Raw genomic sequence first — 14,947 nt, 5'->3', positions numbered from 1 at the left:
GCGTCGAGGCGTGATGCTTTCCCGCTGTACGCGGCGCAGCCCCCTCGTACGAGGGATTCGCGCAGCCCATCGCTCCTCTTAACCTCCGTTACAAACCTTGAACGAGCACTGGCACGTCGGCATGAGCGGCTTCCGCTCCGCATGAGACACCGCTCGCGGCGGACCGGTACTTCGGACAGGGCCCAGGCAGTCTCACTCCTTCGATCTCATGCCCGTCGCCCTCCACACGCATGCATCGCCGTACCCTGATGTCGCCGCGATGCTGCGGATGCGTGCCGGGCCCGCGGGCGGACGCACGGCAGTGGCGTTCCTGCGTCACGACCTCGAGGTCGAGGAGCGGTTGACCTTCACGCAGCTGCTGCATCAGTCGCTGCGGGTCGCGCAGCATCTGATGCAGCACACCCGGCAGGGGGACCGGGTCTTGCTGGCCCTCGCCCCCGGACTCGACTTCGTCCGCGCCTTCTGGGGCTGCGTCCTCAGCGGCCGCATCGCCGTTCCCGTCCCGGACTCCGACGCCCTGCGGCAACGCCATGCCGCGGCCCGCCTCCAAACCATCATCACCGACGCCGACGCCTCGCTCGTCCTGTCTCATCGGGCACGGTGCGCGCAGGCCGAGCAAGCTGCGCACGCCTGGCATGCGATCGAGGACGCTACTCTCAGCGATCCTGCGAAGCCGGCCGACCTACCCCGCCTCGATCCGCAAGGGGTGGTCTACCTGCAGTACACCTCCGGATCCACGTCTGCGCCCAAGGGCGTGGTGCTCACCCATGCCCAGGTGCTCGCGCAATGCGTGCAGGCGCGCCGAGCCATGGGGATGGGACGCGACAGCCGCACGCTGTGCTGGCTCCCGCACTACCACGACTACGGCCTCGTTTCGGGGTTGTTGTGGCCGATGGCAGCCGGGGGCACCAGCTACCTGATGTCGCCGCTGACGTTCCTGCGCGATCCGCTTCGCTGGCTGCAAGCGGTGGCGAGGTTTCGCATCACGCACACCGGCGCGCCCAACTTCGCCTTCGCCGCATGTGCGAAGGCGATCGAGTCCGGAGCCCGGCTGCACGGTCGCCTGGACAGCTTGCAGTGGCTCACCTGCGGCGCCGAACCGATCCACGCCCCAACGATCGAGCGCTTCCTGCGCCTGACGGTCCCTCATGGTTTGCGCCCTTCGGCCTTCCGCGCGGGCTACGGAATGGCGGAAACGGTGCTGTCCATCACGGTTCCCGTCCGCGCTGGTGGATTGCGGGTGTTGCGCTGCGACCCCCGCTCGCTGACGGACGGCCATGCGGTCCACGTCAACGGCCAGGGAAGCGAGCACGCCAGGATCTTGGTGGCGTGCGGCTCGCCCGCCCCCACCATGACGGTACGGGTGGTCGATCCGGAATCGCGCGAGCCCCTTCCCGCAGGCCAGGTCGGCGAGCTTTGGGTCCGCGGCCCCTTCGTCGGAAGCGGCTATTGGCGTCGCCCGCAGGAAAGCAGCGCGACGTTCGAAGCACACACGTCGGCCGCAGAGGGACCTTTCCTGCGAACGGGGGACCTCGGTTTCATCGACCGCGGCCAGATCTACATCACCGGACGCCTCAAGGACCTGATCATCGTCCGGGGACGCAACCACCACCCCCAGGACATCGAATGGACGGTCCAGCGCAGCGCCCCCGCTGTGCGCTCCGGGCGGGGATGCGCCTTCGCCGTCGACGCACCGGATGGCGAGGCCCTGGTCATCGTCCAGGAGCTCGAACGACGGCATGGCGTGCAGGACTTCGGCCTCTTGTGCAACTCCATTCGTGAGGCAGTGTCCGCCGAGCACGGCATCGTGCCGAGCGCGATCGTGCTGGTGCGCGCCGGGGCGGTGCCCGTCACGTCGAGCGGAAAGGTGCAACGCGCCGCCTGCAAGCAGCTTTACTCGAGCGGCCTCCTTGTCGCGGTCCACCAGGAGAGCCGGCAGGGTCCGCAGCTCCCTGCTGCCCGCGCCGAAGCCGAACTCACACCGCAAGCGCCCACGAAGGATCTGCGGCCCTCGGGCACGCCCGCGAGCGCGGCCGCATGCAAGGACTACCTTCGCGCCCTGGTGGCGCAGCTCACGGACCGGGCCCCCGACGAGATCGACGATCGCCTCTCGCTGTTCGGCTGCGGTCTGGACTCGCTCGCGGTCTTCCAGATGCTGCGTTCGGTGGAGAACTGGCTCGGCCGCCCCCTGGACCATGCGCGGTTCCTCACGGCGCGCAGCCTGGAGGCTCTGGCCGCGGATCTTGCCGAGCAGGCGCGCTTCGCACATCCGTCCACGGTCGCGGCTTGCCAGACGAACAGCCCGGCACCGGAGGCGGCGACCCTGTCTCCGGCGCAGCAAGGCATGTGGGTGCTCGACCGCCTGCAGCCGCCCGGCACCTATCACCTCGCCGTGTCGCTCCTCGTGTCCGGCACTCTCGACACCGCTGCATTGGAGAGGTGCCTGGAGCGCATCGTCGATCGCCACCGCGTCCTCAGGACGACCATCGCTCAGCGTGGAGAAGCGCTCGAAGTCACGGTCGGCGGCCCGGGCCGGGTGCCGGTCGAGGTGATCGAGGTGCCGCAGGCCCGGCTGGAAGACACCGCACTCGTCGCCCGCATGCGAGCCGATGCCTGCGAGCCGTTTCCTTTCGACGGCACGCCGCTGTTGAGAGCGCGCCTCTATCGCGACGCCGCAGAGCGAAGCGTGCTGCTGCTCGTGACCCACCACCTGGTGTTCGACGGCTGGTCCTTCGATCTGTTGCTCTGCGAGCTGGCGGAATTCAGCGAGCAGGAGCGAACCGGCGTGCGCTTGGACCTCCCTCCGGCCACGGGCTATGACGAGTACGCGTTGGAACACCACCGCCTGCTCACCGGCCCTGAGGGCGAGCGGCTGCTCGAGTACTGGCGCGGCAAGCTCGCCGCCTTCGAGCCTGTGGAGCTCCTCCCCGACCGTCCGCCGCCGGCGCACGCCAGCTTCCGCGCCGAGCATCAGGGGCTGCGGCTCCCGGCCCCGCTGCTCGAGCGTGTCCGGCAGCTGTCCCTGCGCCTGCAGACGACACCGTACGTAGTCATGCTGGCCGCCTTCAAGGCGCTGCTTGCCCGCTACACCGGCCAGGACGACATCACCGTCGGTTCTCCCAGCGCGTGTCGATTGCATGCCCGGCACGAGAAGACGGTCGGCTACTTCTCCAACACCCTGGTCCTGCGCACCACGCTCGAAGGCGATCCGTCCTTCGAGACCCTGGTGCGCAGAGTCAGCGAGACCACCGTCGAGGCCCATGCGCATCAGGCGTATCCCTCCGATCACCTGGTGGCCGCGCTCGGCCTGCCCCGCGTGCCGGGCCGCAACCCGCTCTACCCCGTGGTCTTCGCGTGGCGTCAACGCGGCGTGTCGGACGTGCGCCTGCCCGGGGCCTGTGCCGAGGTCCGCCCCTTCCCGCTCGGGATCGCGAAGACCGACCTTTGGGTCGAGTGCACGCAGACGCACGGTGGCGTCGAGCTCGAGTACGAGTACAGCGCCGACCTGTTCGACGCAGAGACCATCCAGAACCTGGCCCGGCACCACCTCACCCTCCTCGAGGCCGCCCTCGCGGCCCCCGAGACGCCGCTGTCGCGCCTTCCGCTGCTCAGCGAACCGGAGCTCGAGCGGCTTCTCCACACCTGGAACGACACGCATCGGCACTATCCTCTCGAGCTTGCGGCACACGAGCTGTTCGACCAGGTGGCCGCCGAGGCCCCGGACGCGCCGGCCGTGACGTTCGGGCAGTCGCAGCTGAGCTACGACGCCTTGCATCGGCGTGCGGATCAGCTCGCGGCGCTCCTGCGCGAGCGCGGTGTCGCCCCCGGTGACCTCGTCGCGATCGCGATGCACCGCTCGCTGGAGCTGCCGATCGCCATGATGGCCGTGCTCAAGGCCGCAGCCGCCTTCTTGCCGATCGACCCCGACTACCCGGGCCCTCGCATCTCGTTCATGCTCGCCGACAGCAAGGTGAAATGCGTGCTCACGCAAAGCCACCTGCGCGGCGCCTTCAGCGGGGCAGGCGGGGACGTGCAAGTCCTCTGTGTCGATGAAATGCCGCTCGTCGAGGCAGTGAGCCTGCGCGTGCGCACACCGCTTCCGGCCGACAGCGCGGCCTATGCCATCTACACCTCCGGCTCGACGGGCACCCCCAAGGCCTGCCTGCTCACGCACCGGGGGTTGACGAACCATCTGTTGTGGCTGCGCGAGACGCTGCGGCTGGGCCCCGGAGACCGCGTCCTGCAGAAGACGTCGATCAGCTTCGATGCCTCGGTCTGGGAGTTCCTCGCGCCGCTGGTCAGCGGCGCGACGGTGGTACTCGCCGAACCCGATTCGCACCGCGATCCCGCCGCCCTGATCCGCCAGATCCGCACGCACCGGGTGACGATCCTCCAGATGGTCCCGTCCGCGTTGCGGGCGCTCGTCGAGCAAGGCGAGCTGGAACACTGCCTCACCCTGCGGCACCTGGTCTGCGGAGGAGAAGCCCTGGACTGGGATCTGGTGCACCGCTGCCGCGCCTTGCTGCCCGACGTCAGGATCGGCAACTTCTATGGCCCGAGCGAGGCCTCGGACGATGCCACGCACTGGGAAGTCGGCGAGGACGGCCCCCGAGCCGGGGTCGTTCCCCTGGGGCGTCCCATCGCCAACACGAGGACGCTCATCCTCGACCGGCACGGTCGATTGGTTCCCCCGCGGGTGGCGGGCGAGCTGCACATCGGAGGTGCCGGCCTGGGTCGAGGCTATCTCGGCCGGCCCGACCTCACCGCCGAGCGCTTCATCGAGGACCCGTACCGCCCGGGCGAACGCCTCTATCGCACCGGCGACATCGCACGCTACCGGCACGACGGGGTCATCGAGTTCCTTGGCCGCGCGGACTTCCAGGTCAAGGTGCGCGGCCACCGGGTGGAACTCGGCGAAGTGGAAGCGGCGCTGAGGTCGATCGAGGGCATCGACGATGCCGCCGTGGCCGCTTCCTGCGACACGACGGCGACGAAGCTCATCGCCTACGTGGTCGGCCCTCGCGTCCGCGATGCCGAAGTGCTCGCGCGTCTGCGCGACCTGCTGCCCGAGTACATGTGCCCCAATGCGGTCGTCTCCGTGCCTCGGCTCCCCCGTTTGCCGAACGGCAAGCTCGACCGCAAGGCCTTGCCCTCGCCCGCCCCGGCGCATGCCGAGCTCGAACACGTGCCCCCGAGGAGCCCCACGGAGCAACTGCTCTGGGAGGTCTGGAGGGATGTCCTGCGGCACGGCGGCTTCGGCGTGCATGACGACTTCTTCTCGCTGGGCGGCCACTCGCTGCTCGCCACGCAGGTGCTCGCTCGGCTGCGCAAGGTGTGTCAGGCGGATCTTCCCCTGCGAACGATCTTCTCCGCACGCACCATCGCAGAGCTCGCCCCTGCGGTCGAGGCCGCCCGCCACGCCACCCACGAGCTGCTGCCGGATGACTTGCACCACCGCCCACCCCTGGACCGCGCGCAGCCGTTGCCGGTCTCCTACTCGCAGCGACGGATGTGGCTGGTCCAGCAGTTCGACCCGGACTCCACGGCCTACAACATCCCCTATGCCGTCGAACTGAAGGGCCCGCTCGACCTGGACTCGCTGCTGCGCTGTGCGCAAGCGCTGGTCGAGCGCCACGAGGCGTTCCGCACCTCCTTCGCCTTGCAAGGCGACGAGCCCATGCAGAAGATCTCGCCCGCCGCGGATCTGCCGTTGGTGATCGAAGACTTCTCCTCGGCCGCCGCGGGTGAGGACCGCAAGGCGAAGGCCCTACGATGGCTCGAGGCCCACGCCGCCGTGCCGTTCGACCTGTCGACGCCGCCCCTGCACCGCTTGTTCCTGGCGAAGCTCGACGACCGACACCACCTGATGATGTGGCTCGTGCACCATGCCATCGGAGACGAGTGGTCGGGAACGATCCTCCTGAAGGAGTTCGCCGCCCTGTACGGGGCTGCGGCCGACACGCCCCCCGCGTTGCCGGCGATCGAGGTCGCGTATGCCGACTATGCCGCCTGGCAGCGCGCGACCTACGGGCCTGCCGCGCTGGCGCCTCAACTGGCCTACTGGCGATACCAGCTCCAGGGCATGACGCCTCTCGATCTGCCCACGGACCGCCCGCGGCTCGCAGGGCGCTCGTCGGCGGGACGGCAGGTCAGCGCGGCGCTGCCCGCCGATCTTCTGGCCGCGGTGCGAGAGACGGGCATCGCCCACGGGGCCACGCCCTTCATGGTGCTTCTTGCCGGCTTCAAGGTGCTCCTGTCGCGCATTTGCGGGCAGCAGGACGTGGCCGTCGGCACCCCGATCGCCAACCGCACGCATTTCGCGGCGGAGCACCTGGTAGGGACCTTGGTGAACACGCTGGTCATGCGGTGTTCCCTCGAGGGTGACCCCACTTTCGGGGAACTGGTGGAGCGCGTGCGGCAGACCGCGCTCGACGCCTACGATCATCAGGACGTTCCCTTCGACTTCCTCGTCGAGCGCCTCCAGGGCGAGGGATCGGCACGCAAGGACTTGGGCATCAGCGTGTTGTTCAACGTGCTGAACGCCCCGCTCGAGGAGGTGCGCTTGACGGGCGGGCTGCGTCTGGCTCCCCTCGAGGTGGATCGAGGTTCCGCCCAGTTCGACCTCTCGATGCACGTGGACACGGAGTTCGCGCATCGCGTCACCATCGAGTACGCCGCCGACCTGTTCAGCCCTGAGACAGCCGGGCGCTGGCTGGAGTCCTACTTGCTCCTGCTGCGACAGGCGCTGGCCGATCCTCGCCGACGCGTCTCGTCGATCTCGCTGATGACGCCGAGCGACGTGGCCTGCCTGGAGCAATGGAACGCCACCGTGCAGGAAGTGCCGTCGGAGCTGTGTGTCCATGACCTGCTGGCCACGCAGGCACGGGCGCGGCCGCACGCGTGCGCGGTGACCGCCGCTCAGCAGCGCGTCAGCTACGCCGATCTCGACGAGAAGTCGAACCGTCTGGCGCACGAGCTGCGCGCGCACGGGGCGGCGCGCGGCTCGCTGGTGGGGCTGTGCCTGCCGCGCGGGCTGGACATGCTGGTCGCTCAGCTGGCCATCCTCAAGTGCGGCGCCGCCTATGTCCCGCTCGATCCGGCCTTCCCCGCCGAGCGCCTGGCCTACATGGCCGACGACGCCCAGCTCGCGCTGCTGGTGACCTCCTCGCCCCTGGCGGGCTTGCTGCCCTGGCCGCGCGAGCGCAGCGTCTTGCTCGACATCGACACCCCTCGCATCGAGCGCCACCCGAGCACGCCGCTGCCCCGCGACGAGCGTTCGGCCCGCCCCGAGGACCCGGCCTATGTGATCTACACCTCCGGCTCCACCGGTCGCCCCAAGGGCGTGGTCGTGCCTCACCGCGCGGTCGTCAACTTCCTGCTCAGCATGGCGCGCGAGCCGGGCCTGGCCCCCTCGGACCGCCTGCTGGCCGTCACCACGCTGTCGTTCGACATCGCCGTGCTGGAGTTGCTGTTGCCCCTGGCCGTGGGCGCTCAGATCGTGATGGCCAGCCGCGACGAGGCCATGGACGGCCAGGCCCTGCATGCGCTGCTGCTGTCCTCGCAGGCCACCGTGATGCAGGCCACGCCTTCGACCTGGCGCATGCTGCTGGAGGCCGGCTGGCAAGGCAGTGCCTCGTTCAAGGCCCTCATCGGCGGTGAGCCGCTGCCGGCGGATCTGGCCGAGCAGTTGCTCGCGCGCACCGGCGAGCTGTGGAACATGTACGGCCCCACCGAGACCACCGTGTGGTCCACCTGTGGTCGCGTCTCGTCGCTGCACTCGGGCATCAGCATCGGGCGGCCCATCGCCAACACGCAGGTGCACATCCTCGACGAGCGCGGCCAGCCCTGCCCCATCGGCGTGCCCGGCGAGATCTGCATCGGCGGGCTGGGGTTGGCCTCGGGCTATTGGCGCCGCCCCGAGCTCACCGCCGAGCGCTTCATCGACGATCCGCAGCGCCCGGGCCACCGGCTCTACCGCACCGGCGACCGCGGTCGCTGGCGTCATGACGGCTGGCTCGAGCACCAGGGGCGGCTGGACTCGCAGGTCAAGCTGCGCGGCTACCGCATCGAGCTCGGCGAGATCGAGGCCCAGCTGGCCTCGCACCCGGGTGTGGCGCGCTGCGTGGTGGCGCTGCGCGAGGACCACCCCGGCGATGCGCGGCTGCTCGCCTATGTGGTGCCCGACGGCCCCGCGCCTCAGCCCGCGGCGTTGCGCGAGCACCTGCGGCGCACTCTGCCCGAGTACATGCTGCCGCAGCACTTCGTCATGCTCGAGGCCATCCCCCTGCTGCCCAACGGCAAGATCGACCGCAAGGCCCTGCCCGCGCCGCCTTCGGCCGCACGCAGCACCGCCGCCGCCTCGCTCGTGCCGCCCACCACCGCCGCCGAGATCGCCATCGCCGAGGTCTGGCAGCGCCTGCTCGGCATCGAGCACGTCAGCTGCTCCGACAACTTCTTCGACCTCGGCGGCCACTCCCTGCTGGCCATGCGCGCCGCCTCCGACATCGAAGCACGCCTGGGCGTGCGCCTGCCCGTGCGACGCCTCATCTTCGAATCCCTCTCTCAGATCGCAGCCGCGTGCAGCCCGGCGCCGCCGCCCAGCCCGCCGTCCTACAGGAGGCCCTGGCTGGCACGCGTCCTGCAGGCACTGTCTGGGCGGGTCTCGGAGCACGAGGCGTCGTGACGCGCGCCTGTCCGGCTGCCCGATCTCGCACACCATCACCCGGATTCTGATGCAACCCTTCCGATTCGGTCCCCCGGCGCGTCAGCTCTATGGGGTGTACCACGCCGCGCTCGGCGACGCGACGCGAGCCAGTGCCGTCCTACTGCTCAACCCTTACGGTCAAGAGGCCGTCCGCACCCAGCGCATGTACCGGGTGCTCGCCGACCGGCTGGCCCGCAAGGGCCACCATGTGCTCAGGTTCGACTACTACGGCACGGGGGACGCCGCAGGCAGTGACGAAGAAGGCGATCTCGAGGGCTGGTCGCAAGACGTGCTTGCCGCGCAGCACGAGCTCCTGCGGCGGTCCAAGTGCACGCGCACGCTGTGGCTCGGCGCCCGCCTCGGGGCGAGTCTCGCGGTGCTCGCATCCCGCTCGGCGAGCCCGCCGCCCCGCGGGCTCGTGCTCTGGGAGCCGGTCCTCTCGGGTGAACAGTACCTGCGCGAGCTCGCCTCGTCCCACGTACGTGCGCTGTCGGAGAGCTACAGCATCGTGCCGCCCCACCTTCGCGACCGGAGCTTCCCGGGCGAAGCGCTCGGCTTCGCCATCGGTGGATCCCTGCGACAACAACTGCGCGAACTCGATCTTCCCCGCCAGAGTGCCCATCTGCGCGACCTGCCGTTCGCGCTGATCGACCGCCCCCGCGCCACCGGGGCGTCCGAGTACGCCGCGTCCCTCGCCGCCGAGGCGCACAAAGCCACGCACATCCCGCTCGAGCACGACTTCGATTGGACCTCGGAGGAAGCCCTCAACACCGCCTTGGTGCCCCATGAAGCCGTGCACCTGCTCGCCACCCAAGTCGAATGCCTGCCGTGAACGAGATCGCCGTCACCTTCGGGCCTGACCGCCGCCTGAGCGGCACGCTCACCGTGCCCGACACCGAGATGCGGCCCCTGGGCATCGTCCTGCTCAACGCGGGCGTCATCCACCGCATCGGTCCGCACCGCCTGAACGTGAAGATGGCCCGCCGGCTGAGCGAGGCCGGATTCGCCAGCCTGCGCTTCGATCTCTCAGGGCAAGGAGACAGCCGCGCCGCGGACGCAGGCCTCCCCTACCGCGAGCAATCGATCCTGGACTTGCAGGCCGCGATGGATCAGCTCGGGCAGTCCTGCGGCCTTCGCCACTTCGCGGTCGTCGGCATCTGTTCCGGGGCGGACCACGGCCTCGCCTGTGCGCTGCAGGACGACCGCATCCAGGGCTTGTGGATGCTGGACGGCTACGCCTACCCGACCTGGAAGACGCAAGCGCTGCTCTACTGGAAGAGCCTCGCTCGACGTGGGCCGCTCGGCTCCGTTGGCTGGTTGGTCGCCAAGGCCTGGACCCTGCCGGCCCTCGCCGCCCAGGGTCTCCTCAGGCGCCGGCCGCAAGGCGACGCCATCTCGTATGGCCGGCCGGTGCCGACGGTCGAGGAGTTCTCCTCCCAGTTGGAAGCCCTGGTTGCGCGCGGCGTGCGCATCTGCATGACCTACTCGGGCAGCTTGCTCAACACCTACAACTATCAGGGGCAGTTCATGGATGTGTTCGGCCGCCACCCGTGGGCGGCCCGGATCGAATGCCATTACACGCCCCATCTCGACCACACCCTCACGCCCCTGGCCGCTCAAGAGGAAGCCTGTCACCGCGTGGTCCACTGGGCGACCCAGGTGGGCGTGCCGACGACGCAGGTTCAGAGCCGGAGGGCCGCATGATCCCCTGTCCTTCGCGTCGGCGCTTCGGCAAGCACCGCGCCGCGGCCGTCCTCTTGCTCGGCTTGCTGCATGCATGGCAGGGGTGGGCGAACCCCTCCCCCGGCCCCGGCGCCGTCCGCCCCGCTGGGACGAGCATCTTGCCCAAGGTCAAGGAGTTGTGTTCCCCACAGCAAGCGGCCCAATGGCGTCCCACCACCGGCAAGCACCTCGCCCCGTTGCCTGCTGCCGGGGAACGGCCTGCCAAGGGCATCGCCGTGCTCGATCCCGCGTACCGGACGTGCATCCTTCGCGTGACGGAGCACGACCGTGAACCGCCGCGCGGCTTCGCGCGCGCAGACTACTCGCGCCGCCAGTCGTTCAATGCCGACGACACCCGCCTCGTCGTCGTCGCCCAGGACGGGCGCTGGCATCTGTACGACGCCGAGACGCTCGACTACCTCGTGGCCCTCGACCCGCTGGCGGGCGATGCCGAGCCCCAGTGGCACCCGAGCGACCCGGACCTTCTCTACTTCCTGCCGAGCAACGGCATCGGCATGAAGCTGCGCCAGCTGAACGTGAGAACAGGCATCGCGAGCGACGTCGCGGACCTCGGACCTCGCGTGAAGGCGGTGTGGCCCAGCGCGCACAGCGTCTGGACGCGATCCGAGGGGTCGCCGTCGGCCGACGGCCGCTACTGGGCCTTCCAGGTCGACGGCCCGGATTGGAAGGGGCTCGGCCTGTTCACCTACGATCTGGTCGAAGACCGGATCATTGCGACCTACGATCTGGCGCGCCACGGCAAGGACCGCCCGGACCACATCAGCATGAGCCCGAGCGGCAATCACGTGGTGGTCTCGTGGCTCGACGGCCCCACCGCGTTCACGAGGGACTTCCGCGCCCCTCGCCTCTTGCAGTCCAAGAGCGAACACTCCGACATCGCCCTCACCGCCGAGGGCGACGACGCCTACGTGGCGATCGACTACCAGGCCGGCAAAGGGCCTCTGTTCATGGTCAACCTGCGCACCGGACAGCGGACAGACCTGTTCGACACCTACATCGACGGCACAGCGACGGCGCTGCACGTCTCCGGCAAGGCCTACCGGCGCCCCGGCTGGGTGCTCGTGTCCACCTACGCCGATGGCGGCCGCGGCGGTCGGCAGTGGCTGCACCGCAAGCTGCTGGCCGTCGAACTCAAAGCCTCCCCGCGCATCGTCAACCTCGGCTTTCATCAGAGCCGGTACGCCAAGTACTGGACGGAGCCGCACGCCTCGGTGAACCGCGACTTCTCCCGCGTCGTGTTCAACTCCAACTGGGGGGTGGCGAGCGAGACGGACGTGGACACTTACATGCTGGTGGTGCCGCCGCAGGCGCTCTCCCCGCGGCCCTGAGGGCGCACGGTGCGCCTGTTCTTCACCTCCGCCTCGGAGATCCCCTTGCCGGGGGCGGTGTATCTCGTCCTGATCCTCGTGATCCTGGCCATCGGATCCCGCCTGGCCGATGGAAGCCGCTTGTACCGGTGGCGCCATCTGCTGCTCGCGCTTGCCGCATGGAGCTGGATTCTCAGCACCCCCGCGCTGGGCAACCTGGTCGTGCGCCAGCTCGAGAACGCCGTCCCGCGCTCCGCGCACCGCCCGCAGGCCGACCCGCGCAGCGTGATCGTGGTGCTGGCGAGCGGGGAGATCGCCGGTACGGCAGCCGCCCCGCACACCCGCCTGGACGCCGACGGATGGGAGCGGGTGCATGCCGCGGTGTCGCTGTGGCGACGCACCGGCGGGCGGCTGTTGATGGCCGGAGGGCCGAAGGGCATCCCGCCCGCGGAGTCGTTCGCCGCACGCATGGCAGCCGTGGCGGTCTCGATGGGAGTACCGGAGCAGGCCATCGTGCTGAGCCCCGACACCTCGCGCACGCACGAAGACCTCCTCTGGGCAAGAAAGCGCCTCGGCGATCACGAGGGCCCGATCTGGCTGGTGACGAGTGCGCTGCACATGCCCCGCTCGCTCGCGGTCGCCCGAAGCTTGGATTGGGACGTGCGCCCCTGGCCGTGCGGCTTCCGGCAGATCGAGCGGCCGACATGGCGTGCCTGGCTGCCGAACAACGGTGGGCCCCAGCTCCTTGCCCAAGCGCTGCATGAAGTGCTCGGTCTTGCCTATTACCGCTGGCAAGGCTGGGCGGACTGAGCCCGACAAGAAAGAAAGAAAGGGGGCGACGAGCGCCCCCTTGCGGTCACATCGAAAGACGCATCACTTGATCGCGCCGGCCGGCAGCTCGACCATGTAGGTATCGATGTTCTCGGATGCCACGTCCCAGTTCGAGTTGAACAGGATCTTGGTGAAGTCGCGGTTCACGCTCGCGTGCGGCTCCGTCCAGTAGCCCGCCGGCGCCGAGTGGTGGTGCGCCAGGTGGTAGATCACCGGGTCGGCCCTCAGCTGCACAGCCATCACCTTGCGGTGCAGCCACTGCAGCGAACCGCCACCGTCCGCGTACGTCGAGATCACCACCCAGCCGCGCTTGTTGTACGCCTTGCCCGACACGTGCAGCGCCGTCGCCGTGCCGCTCAGGTACGTCGGGAACAGCACCGTCCTCACCCCCGTGCGCAGGTTCACCATGAACACGTCGCCCGCGTTGGACTGGTAGTCGATCGCCACATACACGTCGTCGCCGTTCTCGTCCAGCGCAATGTCCGAGTGCTCCGACTTGTGGTGCACCTTCTTCTGCTGGCTGAAGTCGCGGCTGTACGCCACCGTCCCGCTCGCACCGTCCGACGACACCACGCAGTAGTTGCCGCTCGGGCTCATGCTCACATGGTCCGGCCTCTCGCCGTTCGTGCTCTTCATCCCCAGAATCGTGTTGGTGTCACGGTCCCACGTGAACACGCCCACGCCGTTCCAGTTCGCGTCGTCCACCATGAAGCACCAGTACCGCCCGTCCGCCGAGGGCGAGCCCTCCGACTTCGTCCACGCCGCCGCCGCACCGGGCCACCGGGCCTTCAGCCGCGCACCGAAGTCGCCCACCACCCTCGTCTGGTCGGTCGCCACGTTCAGCTCGTACAGCTTCATCCCGACGCCGTTGCTCGGCAGGTAGTACAGCAGGTTCGGGTCGCTCGGATGCCATTGCGGCTCCGCATCGCCTCCCGGGCCCACCAGCTTCTTCACGTACGCCATCGTGCGCGCGTCATACACATGCCAGAACCCGTCCAGCGCATACACCAGCAGCTTCGAGCTGTCCGCATTGAACGCCTGCCGCCGTGAGTAGTCGTTGCGCGCAAAACCCGACGGCGGCTCCACCGCATGGTCCGTCACCCTCGTCACGCACGTCTTGTACGTCGGCTCCGCAAACGCCTTGCCCTTCACAGGCTTGGCAAGCGACGGGATCGTGGAGACCACCTTCCCGCTCACCAGCGTCGCGCCGGAAGAGTAGACCTGCGTGCACGCACTGCTGCTCGTCGGAGCGCTGGTCACCGTCGCCGCGAACCCCGCTTCGACGGACTGGGCGCCGTTCATGGGAACGGTGCACGTCGAGCTCGTTCCGCTGCATGCGCCCTTCCACCCGGTGAAGGTGTACCCCTGAGGAGCCACAGCGCTCAGCGTGACCGAGCTGCCCGCGCCGAAGTAGGACTTGCATGCCGTGGCCGAGCCGCCGCAGTCGATCCCGGCCGGCGTGCTCTTGACAGAGCCCGTGCCAGCGACGCTCACGCTCAACGCATACGTGGTCGGCGACTGCGTGAAGGCGGCCCCCACGCTGCGGGCCCCGGACATCGACACCGTGCAGGTCGAAGCCGTCCCGGAGCAGGCGCCGGACCAGCCGGAGAACGAGTACCCCGCCGGTGCGGTGGCGGTCAACGTCACCGCGGTACCCGACTTGAACGAAGTCGAGCAGGACGTGCCGGCGGCGCCACACAAGATGCCCGCCGGCTGGCTGGCGACCGTGCCCTTGCCCGTCACCGACGTGCTCAACGTGTAGGTCGTGGGCGCCACGGTCGCGGGCTGCGAGAAGACCGCGCGCACGTCGCGTGCAAAGGCGTTCGACACCTTGCAGTACAGCCCCGTGCCGCTGCAGCTGCCCGACCAGCCGAGGAAGGTGGCCCCCGGCGCGGGCGCCGCACTCAGCTTGACGTAGGTGAAGCTCGAGAAAGTGGCCTTGCACACGTTCTTCGAGCCCACTCCGCAGTCGATGCCGCCCGGTGTTCCCAACACACGGCCCGCGCCACTCACCGAGACGGTGATCGGCTGCGCGAGGAAGTAGCTCGACGAGAGAATCCGCTGAGCCACCGCGATGTCTTCGTCAGACGAACCTCCATCGAAGTTCGGATCATCCGTCGAGACCGCCACCGTGGAAGAAGGGGTCGTCTCGAGACCACCAGTTCCACCGCCACCGCTGCCGCCACCACAGGCGGACAGCGCCGCTGCTACCAAAGGCAGGAGGAATCCTGCCCACCATGCTTTGCTTTCCATCATTGCTCCCAACGACGTCCGACAATGTCCCGCGCTTGCTTCTTGGCTGCGGGTCCTTGCCCCCACTGGATTTCTTCGTCTCATCGCAACTGGAACCCTCGATGCCCGA

The 14,947-nt window shown here is 69.1% G+C and carries 6 protein-coding genes; 5 read left to right on the top strand and 1 reads right to left on the bottom strand.

The features are described 5' to 3' along the window. The first annotated feature begins 208 nt into the window (after positions 1-208). The 5 genes from OMP39_RS06415 to OMP39_RS06395 are packed head-to-tail and all read left to right on the top strand — an operon-like array spanning position 209 to position 12,564. Positions 209-8,683 (top strand): non-ribosomal peptide synthetase, encoded by an 8,475-nt coding sequence (locus OMP39_RS06415; protein WP_264894088.1) that lies wholly within the window; start codon positions 209-211, stop codon positions 8,681-8,683. A 49-nt stretch (positions 8,684-8,732) separates the two neighbouring features. Continuing rightward, a complete protein-coding gene (locus OMP39_RS06410; RefSeq protein ID WP_264894087.1) occupies positions 8,733-9,536 on the top strand; it encodes a serine aminopeptidase domain-containing protein in 804 nt (267 codons plus the stop codon). Further along, positions 9,533-10,408, top strand: coding sequence for an alpha/beta fold hydrolase (locus OMP39_RS06405; RefSeq protein WP_264894086.1), 876 nt, complete (start codon positions 9,533-9,535; stop codon positions 10,406-10,408). The genes OMP39_RS06410 and OMP39_RS06405 overlap by 4 nt, the downstream gene beginning before the upstream one ends. Beyond that, positions 10,405-11,775 carry a hypothetical protein gene (locus tag OMP39_RS06400; RefSeq protein ID WP_264894084.1) on the top strand — a complete coding sequence of 457 codons (1,371 nt, stop codon included), beginning with the start codon at positions 10,405-10,407 and terminating at the stop codon, positions 11,773-11,775. The genes OMP39_RS06405 and OMP39_RS06400 overlap by 4 nt, the downstream gene beginning before the upstream one ends. Before the next feature lie 9 nt (positions 11,776-11,784). Continuing rightward, positions 11,785-12,564, top strand: a complete 780-nt coding sequence (locus OMP39_RS06395) for a YdcF family protein (protein WP_264894083.1) — start codon at positions 11,785-11,787, stop codon at positions 12,562-12,564. Positions 12,565-12,627: 63 nt separating this feature from the next. Here the strand turns inward: OMP39_RS06395 and OMP39_RS06390 are convergent, their stop codons facing one another. Then, entirely contained in the window at positions 12,628-14,655 is a 2,028-nt protein-coding gene (locus OMP39_RS06390; protein ID WP_264894081.1) for an InlB B-repeat-containing protein, read from the bottom strand. Between the last annotated feature and the right edge of the window lie 292 nt (positions 14,656-14,947).

Source organism: Schlegelella aquatica, from assembly GCF_026013905.1.
Lineage (GTDB): Bacteria > Pseudomonadota > Gammaproteobacteria > Burkholderiales > Burkholderiaceae_C > Caldimonas > Caldimonas aquatica.
Note: the sequence above shows the minus strand (reverse complement) of the source record. Positions and strands in the feature narration are given on the sequence as shown.

Bases quoted from the DNA above. Each gene is read 5' to 3' on its own strand.
- OMP39_RS06415 (WP_264894088.1), top strand. From the start codon at position 209: ATGCCCGTCGCCCTCCACACGCATGCATCGCCGTACCCTGATGTCGCC.
- OMP39_RS06410 (WP_264894087.1), top strand. From the start codon at position 8,733: ATGCAACCCTTCCGATTCGGTCCCCCGGCGCGTCAGCTCTATGGGGTG.
- OMP39_RS06400 (WP_264894084.1), top strand. From the start codon at position 10,405: ATGATCCCCTGTCCTTCGCGTCGGCGCTTCGGCAAGCACCGCGCCGCG.